Below are 18529 nucleotides of genomic sequence, written 5' to 3' on the forward strand. Positions count from 1 at the left end.
ACCGGCGGCTATCCCAACCCGCCCAGCACGAGCAGCAGCACCTGCGCGAGCAGGATCTTGGTGATCATCGCGACGGGGTAGACCATCGCGTACCCGACGTTGGGGGCCTCGTCGCCCGAGTCCTCGAGCGCGTAGCCGAGCACAGCGGGCTGGGTCTGCTGGGCCGAGACCATCCCGGTGAGCTGGCCGAACGGGATGCGCAGCAGCCGGTAGCCGATCAGCAGCGTGAGCATCGGGACCACGATCGAGATGACCGCGCCGACCAGCAGCAGGGTCACCCCGGAGTTGGCCGCGAACATCGTGCGGAACGTGTAGCCCGAACCCAGACCCACGGCCGCCAGGAACAGCATCAGGCCGAGCTGGCGCAGCGTGAGGTTGGCGCTGTACGGGATGTTCCACACGATCGGTCCGGTGCGGCGCAACGCCCCGAGCACCAGGCCGACGATGAGCGGCCCCGCGGCCGAGCCCAGCTCGAACGTCAGGCCGCCGGGCAGCGGCACCTGGATCGACCCCAGCAGCAGGCCGAGCGACATGCCCACGCCGAACGTGAGCAGGTCGATCTCGGAGAGGTGCTTGTACGAGTCGCCGAGCCGGTCGGTCACGGCCTTCATGCGCGTGCGACCGGCGACGACGCGCACCCGGTCGCCCAGCTCGAGCACGGTGTCTCCCGTGGCGGTCACGTCGACGTCGCCACGCCGCACGCGGGTCACGATCGCGTCGAAGTCCTCGGGCAGGCGCAGGTCGCGCAGCCGGCGCCCGACGACGTCGGTGCGGGAGACGAAGATGCGGCGGAAGTCGTAGCGGCTGCGGTCGAGCTCGGGGTGGCGCGGGTCGCGCTCGCCGATCGCGGCGACGGCCGCCTCGACGTGAGCGGGTGCACCCACGACCGAGACGAGGTCGCCCTCGTGCAGCCGCACGTCGCCCTCGGCGAGCATCGTCTCGGTGCCGCGCTGGATGCGGCTCAGCACCACGGGGACCTGGAGGCTGCGCTGCAGCTCCCGCACCGACCGGCCGATCGCGGCGGGCACCGTCACCCGGGCCGTGGCCGAGGCGATCTCCTCCTGCACGAGGTGCAGCGACGCGAGGCGGCCGGCCTCCTTGCGGTAGTCGATCCGGAAGAGGCGACGCGCGAGCGCGATCGCGATGATCGGGCCGAGCACCCCCATGGGGTAGGCGATCGAGTAGCCGACGGTGGGTTCGTTCGCGGCGGCCTCGCCGGCCTCGCCCGCGCCGCGCACCGCCTCGATGACCCCTGCCAGCGCGGGCGTGTTGGTCGTCGCCCCGGCGAAGAACCCGGCCGCGACGGTGGGCTTGAGGTCGAAGATCCCCGCGGCGAGCAGGACGAGCAGCGCGGCGAACGAGAGGACCAGGATCACCAGCGCGTTGTCCCGCAGCCCCTTGCGGTTGAACGACGCGAAGAAGCTCGCGCCGCTGGAGAGCCCGATCGTGTACACGAAGATCGCCAGGCCGAGGGTGCGGGCGAACTCCGGGATCACCAGGTCGGGGTTCTGCGCCCCGATCACGAGCCCGACGAACAGCACGGCGGCCACGCCGAGGCTCGCGCCGCGCACGTGCACGCGGCCCACCGCGAAGCCGATCGCGGCGGTGACGAAGAGGAGGAGCACGGGGTTCTCAGCCAGGAGCGCGACCATGAGCAGGTCCTCTTTTCGCGAGTCGTCCCCACGACGCTGCGGGGAGGTGTTCCAGCCGGGGACCAGCGTGCCGTCCCGAGGGTCGCCCTGTCCCGGGCCTTGAGTCCTGTCGGGTGGGGGGAATGCGACGGGGATCACCCGTCCGGCGGGCACCGAGCATCTCGAAACCCTCGACGCGGAAGCTCGTCGGATTTCGTCGTGTCGGCCCGGTTCCTGCCCCATCTCGGGGGTCGCGTTCACCCGAATGCGTCGCCCTGGACATTTGACCAGGGGGCCAGGGACCCGGCACACTCGTCTTCGACAGTGCGCATCGCCTGCCCCCTGCGCGGTGCGCACTGTTCTCACGTCCGGGGTCGGGCGGGTGGCTGAGAAGCCCCCGCCCGACGACCCGCGACAGCTCCCCGGAACCCGGGTCGAGCACCACGAATCCCCTGTCGGACCACCCATCGCACCCCCATCCTGCGGGGTGTCGGCGCGCCAGTGGGCCATCGTCGCGCCCGGCCGTTAGCGTTCGACGGGTGAACGTCCCTGCGCGCACCCCCGGCTCGGGACCTGAGATGGATCCCGCCGTCGGCACCCCCACGACCAGCGGCCCGGCCGCGCCCCGCACCGACCCCGTGGTCGTCGAACCGCCGTCGCCGGCCGAGCTGCTCGCGGACGCCGTCGCGACCTGGCGCGCCTCGCTCGTCGAGGCGGCGGGGGGCTCGACCCTCGCCGACGTCGACCTCTTGGGGGACGCGGCGCTCGACCTCTCGGCGGCGCACCCGTCGGGCATCGCCCAGCTCTTCGCGGGCCGCGAGACGCGCCTGTCGAACCTCGTGCGCGAGGGCGGCGCGCTCGCGACCGCCAAGCGCCGCGCCCGCGCCGTGAGCGCCCGCGCGGAGCGCTACGCGCAGCGCTACGGCATCGCCCCGACCTACCTGGCCATCGGCGTCGCGACGTGGACCGAGCGCACCACGCCCGACGTCGCGGCCGACGACGTCGCGGCCCTCGCAGCCGTGACCCGGGCACGTGTCCCGCAGCCCCGCACCGGGGCCGGGACCGACGAGCGCGAGGGCGACGCGTCGAGCGTGCGCACGGTGCGCGCCCCCGTGCTGCTGCGCCCCGTCTCGCTGCGGGCCCGGGGCAGCGGCGAGAGCGACTACGAGCTGACCCTCGAACCGTCCCTCGAGGTCAACCCCGTCATCGCGCGCGCCCTGCGCAGCCGCGGTGCGCTGCTCGACCCGGGTGCGGTGGCCCGGGGTGCCTTCACCGGGACGGGCTTCGAGCCGCGACCCGCGCTGCAGCGGCTCATGGCGCTCGGGGAGGCCGTGCTCGAGGGGTTCCGGCTCGACGAGAACCTCGTGGTCGGCACCTTCGTGCACCCGGGCCAGGTGCTCGTGGACGACCTGGACAACCTGTCCGGCACGCTCGACCGGCACGAGGTCGTCGCGGCGCTCGCGGGGGTCCCCGAGGCACGCAGCCGCCTGGCCCGCCCGTTGCCCGAGCCGGTGCGCGGCGACCGCGACCCCGACCTGGAACGTGGCGTGGGCGACCTGGACCCCGCGCAGCAGCACGTGCTCGACGTGCTCGCGACCGGCGAGCACCTGTTCATCGACGCGCCGACCGGCTGCGACGTCACGGGCACCCTCGCGGCCGTCGTGGCCGACGCGGCCGCGTCGGGACGCACAGTCCTCTACGTGCCGGGTCACCGGCGGGCCGCTGTCGCCCTGAGCGACCGCCTCGACGCGCTGGGGCTGTCCGACCTGCTGCTCGACGTGGCCCCCGACGCGGGCTGGCGCACCGCCGCCGGCCGACGGCTGCTGGGCGCCATGACCCTCGAGGCCGAGCCCATCGACCAGAAGCGGCTCGCCGGGCTCCGCCGCGACCTCGTGTCCCGCCGCGAGCAGCTGCGTGCCTACGTCGACGCGCTGCACGCGACCCGGCTGCCGTGGGGGGCCTCGGCCTACGACGCGCAGCAGGCGCTCGCGCACCTGACCGCCACCCGGCCCGCCCCCCGGACCCGCGTGCGGCTGCCCGCCGAGGTCGCGCACCCGCTCGACGCCGCCCGCCGCGAGCAGCTCGCCGCGGACCTCGAACGGGTCGCGGTCCTGGGTGCGTTCGCCCTGCGCCCCACCGACACCCCCTGGTTCGGTGCGGACCTGCGCACCGCCGCCGACGCCGCGGACGTGCTCGCGCGGATCGAACGGCTGCTCGACGCGCGCCTGCAGGGGCTCGTGCTGCGGGTGAGCGACGTGGCCGCCGCCACCGGGCTCGTCGAGGCGACCACGCTCTCCGCGTGGGGCGAGCAGCTCGTCATGCTCGCGGGCATCCGCGGCGCGCTCGACGTGTTCCAGCCGATGGTCTTCGAGCGCTCGGCCGCCGACCTGGTCGCCGCGACCGCCACCAAGGAGTGGCGCGCGCAGCACGACATGCCCATGGGGTTCTGGCTCCGGCGTCGGCTGCGCAAGCAGGCCAAGGACATGCTGCGCCCCGGGCGGCCCGTCGCCGACCTGCACGGCGCCCTCCTCGAGGTGCAGGTGCAGCGCCAGATCTGGCAGGCGCACTGCCCCGCCGGAGGCTGGCCCCGGCTGCCCGAGGGTCTCGCCACGATCGAGGACGAGCTGCGCGCCGTGCTCGCCGACGTCGAGGTGCTCGAGGTGGTGCTCGCCCGCACCCCGGGTGGCGGCGGCCTCACCGACATGCCGTTCGCCGAGCTCATCGACCGCCTCGCGCGGCTGCGCGCCGACGCCGCGGCCCTCGAGACCCTGCCCGAACGGACCGCGATCCTCGCGCACCTCGCCGGCGCGGGGCTGGGTGACCTGCTCGACGACCTGCGGGCCCGACGCGTCGACGCGACCATGGTGGGCCCCGAGCTCGAGCTCGCGTGGTGGAGCACGGTCTTCGAGCACATCCTCACGGTCGACCCCGCGCTCGCGGGCTACGACGGCACGGCCCTCGGCGCGCTGAGCGCCGACTACGCGGCCCTCGACCGGGCGCACGTCGCGAGCCTGCCCGGACCCGTGCGCAGCGCCGCGATCGGGCACGTCGCCGCGGCCGTGCGGGTGCACCGGGACCAGGCCGAGGCGCTGTTCGCCGAGCTCGTGGGCGACCGCATGACGAGCCTGCGCGACACCGCGACCCGGTACCCCGATCTCGTGCGCCGGCTGCGGCCCGTGCTCGCGGCCTCGCCGATGCTCGTGCCGCAGGTCCTGCCCGCGACCCGCACCGTCGACGTCGTGGTCATCGACGCGGCGGCGCAGCTGCCGATCGAGGTGGCCCTCGCCGCGATCGCCCGTGGCCGCCAGGTCGTCGTGGTCGGCGACGCCCGCTGCGCGTCGGGCACCGCGGTGCGCGAGCTCGCGGACGTGCTGCCCGTGGTCGCGCTGCGGGCCGACGCCTCGCGCCGCGACCCGTACCTCACGCAGTTCCTCGCCGCGCACGGCTACGCGGGCGTGCTCAGCCCCACCCCGCTGCCCCACAGCGCCCCGCTCGTGCGGCTCGACGTGGTCGACGGCACCGGCATGCCCGACGCGACGACCGGCACCGTCGACAGCACGCGGGCCGAGGTCGAGCACGTCGTCGAGGTGGTCCTCACGCACGCGCTCATGCGGCCCGACGAGTCGCTCGCCGTCATCACCTCGTCCGTGCTGCACGCCGAGCAGGTGCGCGAGGCCATCCTCGCCGAGGTGCGGGACAACCCCGCGCTCGCCGTCTTCTTCGACGCGCGCCGTCCCGAGCCGTTCGTGGTCGCGGACCTGCGCGGCGTCGCCGGGCTGCGCCGTGACGCCGTGCTGCTCTCGGTCGGCTACGGCCGCACCCCGCACGGACGCGTGCTGCACCGCTTCGGGCCGATCAGCGGCCCGGGGGGCGACGCGCTGCTGCTCGACGCCCTGGGTGCCACGCGGCACCGCCTGCACGTCGTGTCGTGCTTCGCGGCCGACGACCTCGACCGTGACCGGCTGCGCGGTCCGGGGGCCCAGATGCTCGCGGCCGTCCTGGACTTCGCCGCGCGGCGCGGTGCGGGGGAGGCCGATCCCGTGCGTGCCTTCGTCGTCGACGGCACCGGGCCCGACGAGGTGACTTCCGACGTCGCGAGCGCCGATGGCGGCACGGCTCCTGACGGTGCGGTGCTCGACGGTGCTGTGCTCGACGGCGCGGCGTCCGGCAGCACGGCGTCCGGCAGCACGACGTCCGACGGCACGGCGCCCAGCAGCGAGCTCGGCGGCACGGCTGGCGAGAGCGGGTCCGACGGCGCCACCCCGGGCGACGAGCCGACCGGCTCCGACCGGCTCGTGCTCGACCTCGCCGAGCGGCTGTGGCGGCACGGGCTCGTGGTCGAGGTCGACCACGGGCTGCCCGGTGGCACCCGCATCCCGCTGGCGGTGGGTCACCCGGACCTGCCCGGTCAGCTGCTCGTCGCTGTGCTCACCGACGACGACGCGTACGTCGCGGAGGAGAGCGTGCGCGTGCGCGACCGGCAGACGGCCGAGCGCCTCGAACGGCTCGGGTGGAGCACGGTGCAGGTGTGGTCCGCCGCAGCGTTCCTCGACCCGCAGGCCGAGGTCGACCGGATCCGGCGGGTCGTCCACGCGCGCGTGGTCGCCGCCCGTCCCGCGCCGGCCGCGCCGCCCCGCATGCCGGTCGCCGCGCAGCCCGGTTCGGCGCTGCCGCAGCGCCTGCCGGTCGGTCGCGTCGTGGAGTACGCACCACAGACGGGTGCGCTGCCGTTCGTCCTCGAGACGCCCCTCACGGGTGCGATGCCCGTGGTCGACCCCGACGACGGCACCGCCGACGGGCAGCACGCGCCGGCCGACGCGGACGACGCGCCGCTCATCGACCGTGCGCCGGGTACGCCGCAGGTGCGGCACGTCCCGGTGACCGGTGCGGTGCCCGTCGTGGTCCCCGCACTGCAGCCGATGCTCGCGGTGCGGGTGCGCCCGCGGCCCGCGGTGCGTTCGGGGCTGCCGATCAGCGCGTACAGCGACGACGAGATCGACGACCTGGTCACGTGGCTCACGTCGGACGGCACGCACCGTTCGCGTGACGACCTGGCGGCCGAGGTGCGCGCCGAGCTCGGCATCACGCGCCGCAGCTCACGGGTCGATGCCGTGGTCGCCGCGGCGGTTCGCCGGGCCGTCCGCTGACGTCCGCCGCTGGGGGAGCCCAGGGCGCGGTGGGATCATGGGGTCCGTGAACGTGAACCACCCGCAGGACCCCCCGGCGCCGACGTCGCCCGGCCCCGGCCCCGGACCCGAACCCGCCGCGCGCCGCGAGCCGCGCGTCGTGGTGGTGCCGCCGCGCCGGGCGGTGGTCGGCGACGACAGCCCGCTGGTCCCCGGACGCAGCGCCGACGACTCCGACACCGGCTGGGGCGAGCGCACCGATTCGAACGACGACCGGCTGCTCCGGGACGTCCCCCCGCACTGGGCCTGACCCTCCGCACCTGGCCGGCCCCGCACGCGGCGCGATCCGGCGCTGGGCTCAGTTCTGGCGCTGCGTGACCTGGGCCTGGGCGCGGTGTGCGGCCTGGTCGGCGAGCAGGTCGCGGATCTCGCGCAGCAGGGCGGTGTCCTCGCTGACCGACGGGGCGTCCGGCGCCTCGGGGTCCTTGCGGCGCAGCTCGGCGAGCCGGTTGAGCGGCACGACGATGAGGAAGTACACGACGGCCGCGGTGACCAGGAACAGGATCAGTGCGTCGATCACTGCGCCGAACTCGAAGCCGCGGTACGTCCAATCTTTGGCGAGGGTCGTGCCGCCGAAGATCGCGGCGATGAGCGGGCTGATGAGCCCCTCGACGACCGCCTTCACGACCTGCGTGAACGCCGTGCCGATGACCACGGCGATCGCGAGCTCGATCACGTTGCCGCGCGAGATGAAGTCCTTGAAGCCGGACAGGATGTTCTTCACGGGTCTCCTCGGGATCGGGGGATCGGGGTGGATCGGGGCAGATCGTCGGGGATCATCCCACGATCACCGGACTGAGCGTCGCCCACGACCCTGCGCCGGCGAGGGCCTCGGCGTCGGCGGGCGAGACCGCGAGCAGCACGGGAGGCGCCTGCCCTGAGGTGTCGCCGAGCCCGCCGAGCCCCGTGGCGGTGGTGGCGTCGGCCGGGCCGGCCAGGACGAGCGCCGACCGCGCGAGGCTGCGTCCGCCCTGGTCGGCGCCGTCGCTCGCCGCGGCGAGCACGTCGACCCGGGTGCCCGGGGTCAGCAGCGCGGCCACGCCCTGGTCGGCGAAGCGTACGGGGGCCACGACCGTGCCGGGCGGGCCTTCGAGGACCGGGGCGGCCACCACGCCCTCGACGAGCGGCAGCCCGGCGGGGACGTCCACCGCGACGGTGCGGCCGAGCAGGTCGTTTGAGGTCGACGCGGCCCCGGACGGGGCGGCGTCGCGGGGGAGCCTGGCCGTGGCGAGGTCCCGCGCGCCGAGCACCGCGCCCGCGGCGAGGGACCGGGCGGCGACCACGACGAGGTCGGCAGGCGCGGGAGGTGGACGCAGCTCGGCGACCGTGACGGCGCACGCGCCCCCGACGAGCGTGGCGGCGATGAGCAGGCGAGCCCGCCACAGCAGCAGGCGCAGGGGGCGTCGGGCGGACCGGGACACGCCCGGTCTCGGACGTACTGGGCTGGGCATGCCGCGACGCTAGGTGGCGGTCGAGCGGGTGCCGACGAGCGCCCTGCCGCTCAGGGGGGCGAGCAGCAGAGGTCGGTGGCTGAGGGTGCGTCGCGGGGTGCGGCCGGGCCTCAGCCGATCCTCAGCCTGCGGCGGGCTTGGACGTGCTCGCGCTCGACGAGGTCGACGAGCCGGATGAAGACCCGCCCGACGACGAGCCGCCCGACGACGAGCCGGACGAGCCCGACGTCGACGACGAGCCCGACGACCCCGAGGAGCCGGACGACGAGGCCGCGGCGGACGAGCCCGAGGACGAGCCGGAGTCCTTGGACGACGAGCTCGGGACGGCGGGCGACGACGAGGTCTTCCCGTTGCGCGAGTCGGTGCGGTAGAAGCCGGAGCCCTTGAACACGACCCCGACGGTCGAGAAGACCTTGCGCAGGCGGCCCTCGCACTCCGGGCAGACTGTCAGCGAGTCGTCGCTGAAGGACTGCTGGATGTCGAAGGCGTGACCGCACTCCGTGCACGCGTAGGCGTAGGTGGGCACTGTGTCTCCCTGTCGCGCGACGTGCCGGCCGCCGGGACGCGGCTGGCACTCTCCAAGTTCGAGTGCCAATCTTACGCGGCACCGGGGCCAGCTCGGTGCGGGTGTCCACGGGTACCCTCGCAGCGTGCCTCGTCCCCGTGTCTCCCGGTTGGTCCTTTCTGTCGTCGCCCTGGCCCTCGTGGTCGTCCTGGTCGCCACCGTCGTGGTGGCCGCAGTGGTGGTGCGGCGCCCGCTCCCGCAGGTCTCCGGCGAGGTCGAGCTCAGCGGGCTCGACGCCGAGGTCAGCGTCGTGCGGGACGACCTGGGCGTGCCGCACATCACGGCCAAGACGGCCGACGACCTGTTCCGCGCCCAGGGCTACGTCCACGCGCAGGACCGGTTCTTCGAGATGGACTACCGCCGCCACGTGACAGCGGGCCGGCTGAGCGAGCTCGTCGGCGAGAACGAGGACGCGCTCGCGGCCGACAAGGTCGTGCGCACCCTCGGGTGGCGGCGCGTCGCCGAGCAGGAGCTGCCGCTGCTGGCCCCGAGCACCCAGGAGTACCTGCAGGCCTACGCCGACGGCGTGAACGCCTACCTCGAGGGCCGCGAGCCCGGCGAGATCGCGGTCGAGTACACGATCCTCGGGCTCCGGGTCGACGTCGCCGACCCCGAGCCGTGGACCCCCGCCGACTCGCTCGCGTGGCTCAAGGCCATGGCCTGGGACCTGCGCTCGAACTACGACGACGAGGTGTTCCGGGCGACCGCGTACGCGACCGTCGGCGACGTCGCCCGGGTCGAGGAGCTCTTCCCCGCCTACCCCGAGGACACCAACCTGCCGATCCTCACGGGCACCGACGCCCAGACGGTGTCCGCGCAGGTCGCCACCGACGGGCTCGACCTGGCCGACGCGGGTGTGCAGCGCGCGCTGACCTCGGTCGAGGAGGCCCTCGCGTCGGTGCCACGACTGATCGGCGAGGGGGAGGGGACCGGGTCGAACTCGTGGGTCGTGTCGGGCGAGCACACCGTCTCGGGCAACCCGGTGCTCGCGAACGACCCGCACCTGGGCATCTCGGCTCCTGGCATCTGGTCGCAGGTCTCGCTGCGCTGCGAGACCGTGGACGACGCGTGCCCGTTCGACGTCGCGGGCTTCTCGTTCGCGGGCTTCCCGGGTGTGGTGATCGGGCACAACGCGCACCTCGCGTGGGGCCTGACGAACATGGGGGCGGACGTCACCGACCTGTTCCTCGAGCGGGTCGTGGAGCGCACCACGCTCGTCGACGGCGAGCGGGTCCCGATGGACATCCGCAGGGAGACCATCAAGGTCAACGGCGGCGCGGACGTCGACCTGGTGGTGCGCGAGTCGGTGCACGGCCCGATCGTGTCCGACGTGCTCGACATGGACGGCGTGACGACCACCCCCGTCTCGGCCGAGACGCCGTGGGGCGCCTACGAGGTCGCGCTGCGCTGGACCGCCCTCGAGCCCTCGACCACGGCCGACGCGATCTTCGCGTTCGGCACCGCCCGGGACGCGGCCGACGTCGCGGAGGCCGCTGCGCTGTTCTCAGCGCCCGCGCAGAACATCGTGTACGCGACGGTCGACGGCCACATCGGCTACCAGGCGCCGGGCCTGGTGCCGGTGCGCAACGAGGTCCCGGGTGCGCTGCCGTCCGACGGCTCGTGGCCGCGGCCCGGCTGGGACAGCGCGTACGACTGGCAGGGCTGGATCTCCGCCGACGAGCTGCCCGCGGTGCAGGACCCCGCCGAGGGCTACGTCGTCACCGCGAACCAGGCCGTGACAGGTGTCGACGCCGGACCGTTCCTGTCGAACGACTTCGACTACGGCTACCGCTCGCAGCGCATCCGCGAGGTGCTCGAGCAGCAGATCGCCGCGGGCACCAAGATCGACGTGGCCTCGACCGAGGCGCTCCAGCTCGACGACCTCAACCCGTTCGCGCAGATGCTCGTGCCCGCGCTGCTCGACGTGCCCATCGCGGACGCCTTCGACGACGACGGCCAGGAGCTGCTGCGCGACTGGGACCTGCGCTCGGACGTCGACTCGCCCGCCGCGGCCTACTTCGCGGCGGTCTGGTCCACGCTGCTGCGCCTGACGTTCTGGGACGACGTGCCCGACGGCTACGAGCCCACGGGCGGCTCGCGCTGGCTCGAGGTCGTGCGCGCCATGATCGACGACCCGCAGTCGCCGTGGTGGGACGACCGCAGCACCGTCGGCGTGGTCGAGGGCCGCGACGAGATCCTCACCCGGGCGCTCGTCTCGGCGCGCAGCGAGCTCACGGTGTCGCTCGGCAAGGTCGCGCAGGACTGGACGTGGGGTCAGCTGCACACCGTGGCACCGACGCACGCCGTGCTGGGCGGGGAGGCGATGCCCGGCATCGTGCGCCGGCTCGTCAACCCGGGCGCGATCGGCGTCGCCGGCGGCTCGTCGATCGTCGACGCCACGTCGTGGGACGCCGGCTCGGGCTCGTTCACCGTCACGGCGGCGCCGTCGATGCGCATGGTCGTCGACCTGGGTGACCTGGACTCGAGCACGTGGGTCACGCTCACGGGCGCGTCGGGTCACCCGGCCAGCTCGCACTACGCCGACCAGCTCGGCGCGTGGGCCCGGGGCGAGACCTACCCGTGGCCGTTCACGCCGGACGCCGTGGGCGACGCTGCCCGGGACACTCTCACCCTGGTGCCCGCGGGATCCCGCATCGAGGGCTGAGCACCCGGCCGCGTCGGCCCTCGGCGTCAGGGGTGCGTGCTGTCGCCCGGTCGCAGGCTCTGCCAGCCGTCGGGCGTGGCCACGGCGTCGACCCGCTGGTCGTGCGGCTGGCGCGGCAGCGGCCGGGTGCCGGCGTCGTAGATCTCCTCGGGGAACACGAGGCCGATGACCCGCACCCCGGGACGGGCGTGCAGCAGCGCGCGGTCGTACCAGCCGCCGCCCTGACCGAGCCGGGTGCCCGCGGTGTCGACAGCGAGCGCTGGCGCGACGATCACGTCGGCGTCGGCGATCGCCTCGGCACCCAGCGCGGGGGTGCCGGGCTCGGGCGGGCGGCCGGGGGCACGCTGACGCAGGTCGTCGGGCCCGGCGTACTCGGCCCAGTCGCGCTGCAGGCCCGTGCCCAGCACCGGGAGCAGCACGCGGACCCCGCGCGCGGCGAGGCGCTCGAGCAGGGGACCGGTGTCGGGCTCGGTCGGGCGGGCGGCGTACACCGACACGCAGCGCGCCGCCGCGACCTCGGGGATCGTCTCCACCACGTCCGCCAGCGCGAGCCCCGCCTCGGCGCGCCGGCGCGTCGACCTGGCGACCCGGGAGGCCCGGATCGTGCTGCGCAGATGCTCCTTGAGGTCCTCGACATCCGGGCCGTCGGACGCGGACGGATGGGGCTGTGCTGCGCTGCGCATGTGGATCATTGTCTCAAACGTGACACCGAGCCCTGGGACGTGTGGCCCATGTCTCACGAACAATCGGTAAGTAGGGCACAAGTGGGACGAATCTTCCGAGCCGGTTCGGGGCATCAGCGCTAGCGTCGTCAGGCATGACAATCCACAAAGCGGTCATCCCCGCAGCCGGTCTCGGCACCCGGTTCCTGCCTGCGACGAAGTCCACGCCCAAGGAGATGCTCCCGGTCGTCGACAAGCCCGCGATCCAGTACGTGGTCGAGGAGGCTGCGGCCGCGGGCCTCGACGACGTGCTGATCGTCACGGGCCGCAACAAGGGCTCGATCGAGGACCACTTCGACTCGGCCCCCGAGGTCGAGCGGGCGCTCGAGGCCAAGGGCGACCAGGGTCGGCTCGACGCTGTGCGCCGCTCCTCCGAGCTCGCGCACGTGCACTTCGTGCGGCAGGGCCAGCCCAAGGGCCTCGGGCACGCTGTGCTGCAGGCCAAGGACCACGTGGGCGACGAGCCGTTCGCCGTGCTCCTGGGCGACGACCTGATCGACGAGCGCGACCCGCTGCTGCCCACCATGATCGCGCTGCAGCAGCGCACGGGTGGGTCGGTGATCGCCCTCCTCGAGGTCGAGCCCAGCCAGATCTCGCTGTACGGCGCGGCCGAGGTCGAGGCCCTGCCCGACGCCCCGGCCGACCAGGTGCGGGTGACCGGTCTCGTCGAGAAGCCCCCGGTCGAGGACGCGCCCAGCAACCTGGCCGTGATCGGCCGGTACGTGCTGAGCCCGGCGGTCTTCGAGGTGCTCGAGCGCACGGAGCCGGGCCGCGGTGGGGAGATCCAGCTGACCGACGCCCTCGCGACGCTCGCCGACCTGCCCGCCGAGCAGGGGGGCGGGGTCTACGGCGTGGTGTTCCGCGGGCGGCGCTACGACACCGGAGACCGCCTGGACTACCTCAAGGCCGTGGTGCAGCTCGCCGCGGACCGCGACGACCTGGGCCCCGACTTCCGCGAGTGGCTCGCCGGTTTCACCCCCACCCTCGGAGCCTGATCAGCCCCGACGGTGTCGGTGCGCGCGTCGGGCGTGCGGCGGCGGGGCAGAATGCGGGCATGAGATCCGTCCAGGACCACCTGGCGGGTGTGCTGTCCGCCGTCGGCCCCGTCGCCCCGCTCGACGTGGTGCTCGCCGATGCCGTCGGCTGCATCCTCGCCTCCGACGTGACAGTGGCCCAGGACGTGCCCGGGGTCCCTGTCGCCGCGCGTGACGGCTACGCGCTCGCGGCGTTCGACACCGCCGACGCGGGTCCCACGAGCACCCGCACCCTGCCCGTCGCGCACGACGTCCTCGTGGGGGCCCCTGCGGCGCTGCGTCTGGCCCCCGGGCAGGCCGTGCGGATCGCGTCGGGCGCCCCGCTGCCACAGGGGGCCGACGCCGTGGTCCCGGTCGAGGAGACCGACCGGGGCACGGCCCGGGTCGCGCTCCAGCGCCCGGCCACGGCGTGGCAGCACGTGCGGCTGCCCGGCACGGACGCCCGCGCGGGGCAGGTCGCGCTCGCGGCCGGGACACGCCTCGGCGCCCGGCAGCTCGCCCTGGCCGCGCTGCTCGGCCGTGGGCGGCTGCGCGTGCACCCGACCCCGCGCGTCGTGATCATCTCCGTGGGCGACGAGCTCGTCGAGCCGGGCACCGCGCTGCGCGACGGCGGGGTGTACGAGGCCGACGGCCACGCGCTCGAGACCGCGGTGCGTGACGCGGGGGCGTCCGCCCGGCGGGTGGGCATCGTGCCCGACGACCGCGCGACGCTGCGTGAGGCCCTCGAGGACCAGCTCGTGCGCGCCGACCTCATCCTCACCACCGGCGGGCTGAGCGAGTACGCGCTCGACACCGTGAAGGACGTGCTCGCACCGCTCGGCACCGTGCGCTTCGACCACGTAGCCATGACCCCGGGGCACCGGCAGGGCTTCGGGACGGTCACAGGGCTCGGCGGGGACGGCGCCGTGCCGATCTTCGCGCTCCAGGGGCACCCGGTCGCGGCCCAGGTCTCGTTCGAGGTGTTCGTCCGACCCGCGCTGCGGGCCATGGCCGGCCACGCCGACCTGTTCCGCCCGTCGGTCACAGCCGAAGCGAGCGTCGGCTGGTCCTCGCCCCCCGGGCTGCGGCAGTTCGTGCCCGCGTTCGTGGTGGGCTCGCCCGACGAGGGCTACCAGGTGGCGCCGGTGGGCGACCCGGGTCAGGTGTCCGTGACGTCGCTCGCGCGGGCCAACGCGCTCGCGGTCGTGGGCGAGCAGGACCTCGCGGTGCACCCCGGTCAGCGCGTGCACTGCCTGGTCCTGGAGGGTTGAATGGCCGTCGGCTGGCCCGCGGTCCTGACCGAGGGGGACGTGCGCCTGCGACCCCTGCGGCGGCGCGACCACCACCCGTGGATGACGTTGCGCGCGCAGAACGCCACCTGGCTCGAGCCGTGGGACGCGACCTCGCCGACGCCGCTGCACGGGTTGCGCCCCACGTTCGGGGAGTTCGTGCGGACCCTGGCCCGGCAGGGCCGCTCGGGCACCGCGCTGCCCTTCGCGGTCGAGCACGACGGGCAGCTCGTCGGGCAGCTCACAGTCTCCGGCATCACGTACGGCTCGCTGTGCTCCGGGTCGATCGGGTACTGGGTCTCGCGGCACGTCGCCGGGCAGGGCATCATCCCGACCGCCGTCGCGCTCGCGACCGACCACTGCTTCAAGGTGCTCGGGCTGCACCGTGTCGAGGTGAACATCCGCCCCGAGAACCGCCCGTCGCTGCGCGTCGTCGAGAAGCTGGGCTTCCGCGACGAAGGGCTGCGCGAGCGGTACCTGCACATCGGCGACGCGTGGTGCGACCACCGCACCTTCGCGCTCACGGCCGAGGAGCTGCCCGTCGGAGGGCTGCTGGGCCGGTGGCGCGAGGTGCGCTGAACGGTCGTCCACTACTCGCCGCCGTCGGCGTGTCGCCGGAGGGCGCGCGCGACACGCCGCGACCGGTCCCGGAGCGGCGACGGCGCTGCACCTACCGTCAGGACGTGGAAACTCCTGCAGGCCTCGTCACCCTCGCGGTGGTCGGCCTGTGGATCGTGTACCTGGTGCCGCACCACCTGCGACACCGTCAACAGCTGCTCGAGGCGCGCGTCGACGACCGCTTCTCGGGGGCGCTGCGGGTGCTCGCCGTCTCGGACCGGCCGCGAGGTCGTCGTCGTCGACGGAACGAGCGCTCGGCGCCGACCCTGCTCGCGACCACAGCCGACTGCAGGGCCGTGGCCGACCCGCGGATCGGTTTGCTCACCCCGGGCCGGGGGGTCCCGCTCGGGACGTCCGGCGGTGCGAACGGAGGCATGGCCGTGGATCGACCTCACGGGACGCAGGACAGGATCACGACCGACGCCGCACGGCGCTCGGCCCAGCAGCACGCCTCGCACGCGGCAGCCGTCGCCCGCCGCGGTGCGGCAGCCCGGCGCCGCGCGGTGCTGGCGCTGACGCTGCTCGTCGCGACCGGCGCAGGCTGGGCCGTGGCAGGCCTCACGGCCGTGTCCGTGCTCGCCGGCGTGGTGCCGACCGTGCTGCTCGGGTCGGTGCTCGTGCTCGGGCGCCGCGCCGTCGTCGCGGGTCACGCCGCGGACGCCGAGTGGGCGCGCCGCCGTCGGGAGGACGGGCTCGCCCCGGCCCGCCCGACCGCGCAGTCGCCCGCGGTGACCGGACGCGCTGTGCGCCCGTCGGACGCCCACACCGAGGTGTTCGCCCGCATCGTCGACGACGTCGCGGGCGTGGCCCCCGTCGCGGCGGTGCCCGGCGTCGCCACGCCCGTGGTGCGCCGCAGCACGCGGACCGGCTCGCAGCCGACGCTCGACGAGGCCGCTGACGACGACGCGTGGTCGCCCGTCCCGGTGCCGCGACCCACGTACACGCTCAAGGCGTCCGCGCCGCGCCGGGAGCCCGCACCGCTCGGTGACGTCGAGGGGTCCACGGCGGCCGCCCAGCACCCGGTCGCCACCGTCCGGACCACGACCCTCGAGGCCGACGGCGTGAGCGCGCAGGCGACCTCGACGCCCGAGCCGCCGGTCGAGCGGACCCCCATCGAGCCGCCCGCCACCACGACGGGCGCGATCAACCTGGACGAGATCCTCGCGCGCCGCCGGGCCGCAGGGGAGTAGGCCGGGGCAGGAGGCCCGGTTCGCAACCAGGGCCGAGCGGGTGCTAGTCTCTAGACCGCTCAAGGGGCTGTGGCGCAGTTGGTAGCGCGTCTCGTTCGCAATGAGAAGGTCAGGGGTTCGAATCCCCTCAGCTCCACCCCGAGGTCCTAACAGTTGGCCCGTCTCGGGCTGACGATTGGTACCGAAAGAGCACGACGAAGGACCCGGCACCGTTCCTGGTGCCGGGTCCTTCGCCCTTCATGGCCGTTCGGGCGTGCCATCACGCCGGGGCGCCCGGTCTTGCGCCAGCGCGGGCGTGTTCCAGGCGTGACTATGGCCCGCTGGGCGCTGGGCCGAGCGGGTTCGTGGTCTGTTCGGTTCGGTACTGCGAGCGGGCTCAGCTCACGTGAGCGCGGGTAGTCCTGCGCGTTGGTGTGCCGCGATGTCGGCCGCTCGGCGTTGGGCGCCCGCGATGGCGGCGCCGGCCTCCTGCCGCAGGAGCGTGCGCCGACGAGGGCGTCGCGTGCGCGGCTCGGGCGCCCCGGCGGCTGCGATGGCTTCGGCCGCCGCTTGGCGGGCTTGCCAGCGGTCGAGCAGGCGCAGGTTGGTGGCGATGACGGTCATCAGGGTCATCAGGGAGGTCTTCGCCAGGCCCATCACGCGGATGTTGCCGCGGCTGATGTCCTGGGTGGCGTCGTTCTTGAGGTTGCCGAAGATGCCCTCGATGCGGTTGCGGCGGCTGTAGGAGGTGTACCAGGCCGCGGACCCGTAGAGGTCGGGCTGCCAGAACGGGAGCTCCTCGCGGGCGACGCGGGCCTTCTCCTGCCCGCAGACCTTCGGCAGGCGGGCGGGGTTGGCGGGTTGGTAGACGCCCGGGTCGGTCGTCGTTCGGGTGTGCGGCAGGGCCATGGAGCGGGGCTTGAGGTCGCAGCGCAGCTGCCCGAGCAGCGCCATCGCGCGGCAGCCGAAGTCCCAGGACCCATCCGGGTTGCGGCCCCCGACGGCGTGCAGTGCGTACAGGCGACGCCGGGCGATGTCCTTCTGGTAGGTGTCGAGGACCACGCGCGGGGAGCCGACCGGCGGTGGGGTCAGGGACCGCAGGTGCGCGGGCAGGCGAGGGGAGTGCGGCTGCCCGTCGATGATGATGGCCCCGGTGGACGTGCTCCGGCGGTGCCCGAGCTGGTGCACGGTCAGCTCGTGGACCGAGGTGAACCCCATCGCCCACAGCGGCCAAATCCAGTCGTCGGCGCGCCGCGTCTCGGCCGTGTAGGCGCGGTCGGCGAGCACGTCCCGGCGTGGCCGGTCAGGCACCGCAGCGTCGGCGTCAGCGGCCTCGTGGTCGGCGACCATCCGGGTCAGCACCTCCACGCCGGCGACACGGCTGTCGGCGTTCGCGGGAGTCAGCTCGATGCGTTCGACGAGGCATGGCGCGTCAGCGCCACCGACCTCCCCGACGCGGACGAGCCCGTGCAGCCAGTACCCGAACCATCCGGTGGTGTGTCCGTGCTGGCCCCAGGACGGCTTGCCGTTCCATGCCGCGTCCGGGTCGGGGTGCAGCCACGGGCGTCGTGGTGTCGCACGGTTCTGCCGAGCCCAGGTGCTCAGGGCTGACCCGTCGATGGCGTAGGACCCGGTGTGTTGCTGGTCGGCAGGCAGCGTGGCGTCCAGGCCGCGGTCCAGGACCCAGCGCAGTCGGGCGTGCTTGGCGTCCAGCCATGCCCGGTGTTCGGTACGTGCCCGTTCGACGGCTGCGCTCATCGCGGCTTGGAGGACGTCCTGTTCGGCGGTCTCGCCGAGCTCGAGCCGGACCTGGTCGCGGGCGGTGTCGCGCAGGTGCTCGTACCGGTCGCGGTTGGCTGCGGAGTGCGGGGATGGGTCGAGCAAGGCGGTGATGCGTCCAAACAGGTAGGACACGTGCCGTTCGGTCACGCCGCCCTCCAGGCGGGTGGGCACACCGAGGCGGTGCTTGTCCGAGGGGTGCAAAGCGTTGAGGACGTCGCGCACGGTGCGCAGGATGATGGGCTGACCAGCCCAGGTCGTCGCGAGCATCGCCTCGCGAAGCCGCGTACGTGAATCCGCGCCGACGCACCCCCGCCGCAGGTCAGAGCAAACGTCAGCACCCCACCCGCAGGTCGTCTCGATTGGCCCGTCTTGGGTTGACGAGGGGGACCGACAGAGCACGACGAAGGCCTCGGTACCGCTCCTGGCGCCGGGTCCCTC

At 74.4% G+C, this 18529-nt stretch carries 13 protein-coding genes, 1 tRNA gene and 1 pseudogene; 9 read left to right on the top strand and 6 right to left on the bottom strand.

The annotated features are described in order from the left end of the window. Positions 1-8 precede the first annotated feature (8 nt). Positions 9-1652, bottom strand: a complete 1644-nt coding sequence (locus tag ACGIF2_RS07710) for an aspartate:alanine exchanger family transporter (RefSeq protein WP_396045198.1) — start codon at positions 1650-1652, stop codon at positions 9-11. A gap of 518 nt (positions 1653-2170) precedes the next feature. Here ACGIF2_RS07710 and ACGIF2_RS07715 point away from each other — a divergent pair. Continuing rightward, positions 2171-6778 (top strand): hypothetical protein, encoded by a 4608-nt coding sequence (locus ACGIF2_RS07715; protein ID WP_396045200.1) that lies wholly within the window; start codon positions 2171-2173, stop codon positions 6776-6778. Between the two features lie 46 nt (positions 6779-6824). Further along, entirely contained in the window at positions 6825-7067 is a 243-nt protein-coding gene (locus tag ACGIF2_RS07720) for a hypothetical protein (protein WP_396045202.1), read from the top strand. Positions 7068-7115: 48 nt separating this feature from the next. On the opposite strand, the gene mscL is transcribed toward ACGIF2_RS07720, so the two are convergent. Then, entirely contained in the window at positions 7116-7541 is a 426-nt protein-coding gene (gene mscL / locus ACGIF2_RS07725; protein ID WP_396045204.1) for a large conductance mechanosensitive channel protein MscL, read from the bottom strand. A gap of 52 nt (positions 7542-7593) precedes the next feature. After that, positions 7594-8268 carry an RcpC/CpaB family pilus assembly protein gene (locus tag ACGIF2_RS07730; protein ID WP_396045206.1) on the bottom strand — a complete coding sequence of 225 codons (675 nt, stop codon included), beginning with the start codon at positions 8266-8268 and terminating at the stop codon, positions 7594-7596. 137 nt (positions 8269-8405) lie between these two features. On the opposite strand from ACGIF2_RS07730, the gene ACGIF2_RS07735 reads away from it, so the two are divergent. Beyond that, entirely contained in the window at positions 8406-8639 is a 234-nt protein-coding gene (locus tag ACGIF2_RS07735; protein ID WP_396045726.1) for a hypothetical protein, read from the top strand. A gap of 62 nt (positions 8640-8701) precedes the next feature. On the opposite strand, the pseudogene ACGIF2_RS07740 reads toward ACGIF2_RS07735, so the two are convergent. Continuing rightward, positions 8702-8992: pseudogene (locus ACGIF2_RS07740) on the bottom strand (FmdB family zinc ribbon protein); the annotation flags it as partial. Here ACGIF2_RS07740 and ACGIF2_RS07745 point away from each other — a divergent pair. After that, a complete protein-coding gene (locus tag ACGIF2_RS07745; RefSeq protein ID WP_396045208.1) occupies positions 8919-11498 on the top strand; it encodes a penicillin acylase family protein in 2580 nt (859 codons plus the stop codon). The pseudogene ACGIF2_RS07740 and the gene ACGIF2_RS07745 overlap by 74 nt on opposite strands. 26 nt (positions 11499-11524) lie before the next feature. Here the strand turns inward: ACGIF2_RS07745 and ACGIF2_RS07750 are convergent, their stop codons facing one another. Then, on the bottom strand, positions 11525-12181 hold the full coding sequence (locus tag ACGIF2_RS07750) for a 5-formyltetrahydrofolate cyclo-ligase (protein WP_396045210.1): 657 nt from the start codon (positions 12179-12181) through the stop codon (positions 11525-11527). Positions 12182-12315: 134 nt separating this feature from the next. Here ACGIF2_RS07750 and galU point away from each other — a divergent pair, with 134 nt between their 5' ends. The 5 genes from galU to ACGIF2_RS07775 all read left to right on the top strand — a co-directional run bounded on the left by galU (position 12316) and on the right by ACGIF2_RS07775 (position 16466). After that, positions 12316-13215 (top strand): UTP--glucose-1-phosphate uridylyltransferase GalU, encoded by a 900-nt coding sequence (gene galU / locus ACGIF2_RS07755; RefSeq protein WP_396045212.1) that lies wholly within the window; start codon positions 12316-12318, stop codon positions 13213-13215. A 59-nt stretch (positions 13216-13274) separates the two neighbouring features. Further along, positions 13275-14504 (top strand): gephyrin-like molybdotransferase Glp, encoded by a 1230-nt coding sequence (gene glp, locus ACGIF2_RS07760; RefSeq protein ID WP_396045214.1) that lies wholly within the window; start codon positions 13275-13277, stop codon positions 14502-14504. Next, on the top strand, positions 14505-15101 hold the full coding sequence (locus ACGIF2_RS07765) for a GNAT family N-acetyltransferase (protein WP_396045216.1): 597 nt from the start codon (positions 14505-14507) through the stop codon (positions 15099-15101). A gap of 104 nt (positions 15102-15205) precedes the next feature. Continuing rightward, positions 15206-16330, top strand: a complete 1125-nt coding sequence (locus ACGIF2_RS07770) for a hypothetical protein (protein ID WP_396045218.1) — start codon at positions 15206-15208, stop codon at positions 16328-16330. A 63-nt stretch (positions 16331-16393) separates the two neighbouring features. Continuing rightward, positions 16394-16466 (top strand) — tRNA-Ala (locus ACGIF2_RS07775). Between the two features lie 245 nt (positions 16467-16711). Here the strand turns inward: ACGIF2_RS07775 and ACGIF2_RS07780 are convergent. After that, entirely contained in the window at positions 16712-18358 is a 1647-nt protein-coding gene (locus ACGIF2_RS07780; RefSeq protein ID WP_396045220.1) for a hypothetical protein, read from the bottom strand. Positions 18359-18529 lie beyond the last annotated feature (171 nt).

Source organism: Cellulomonas sp. P22, from assembly GCF_044392165.1.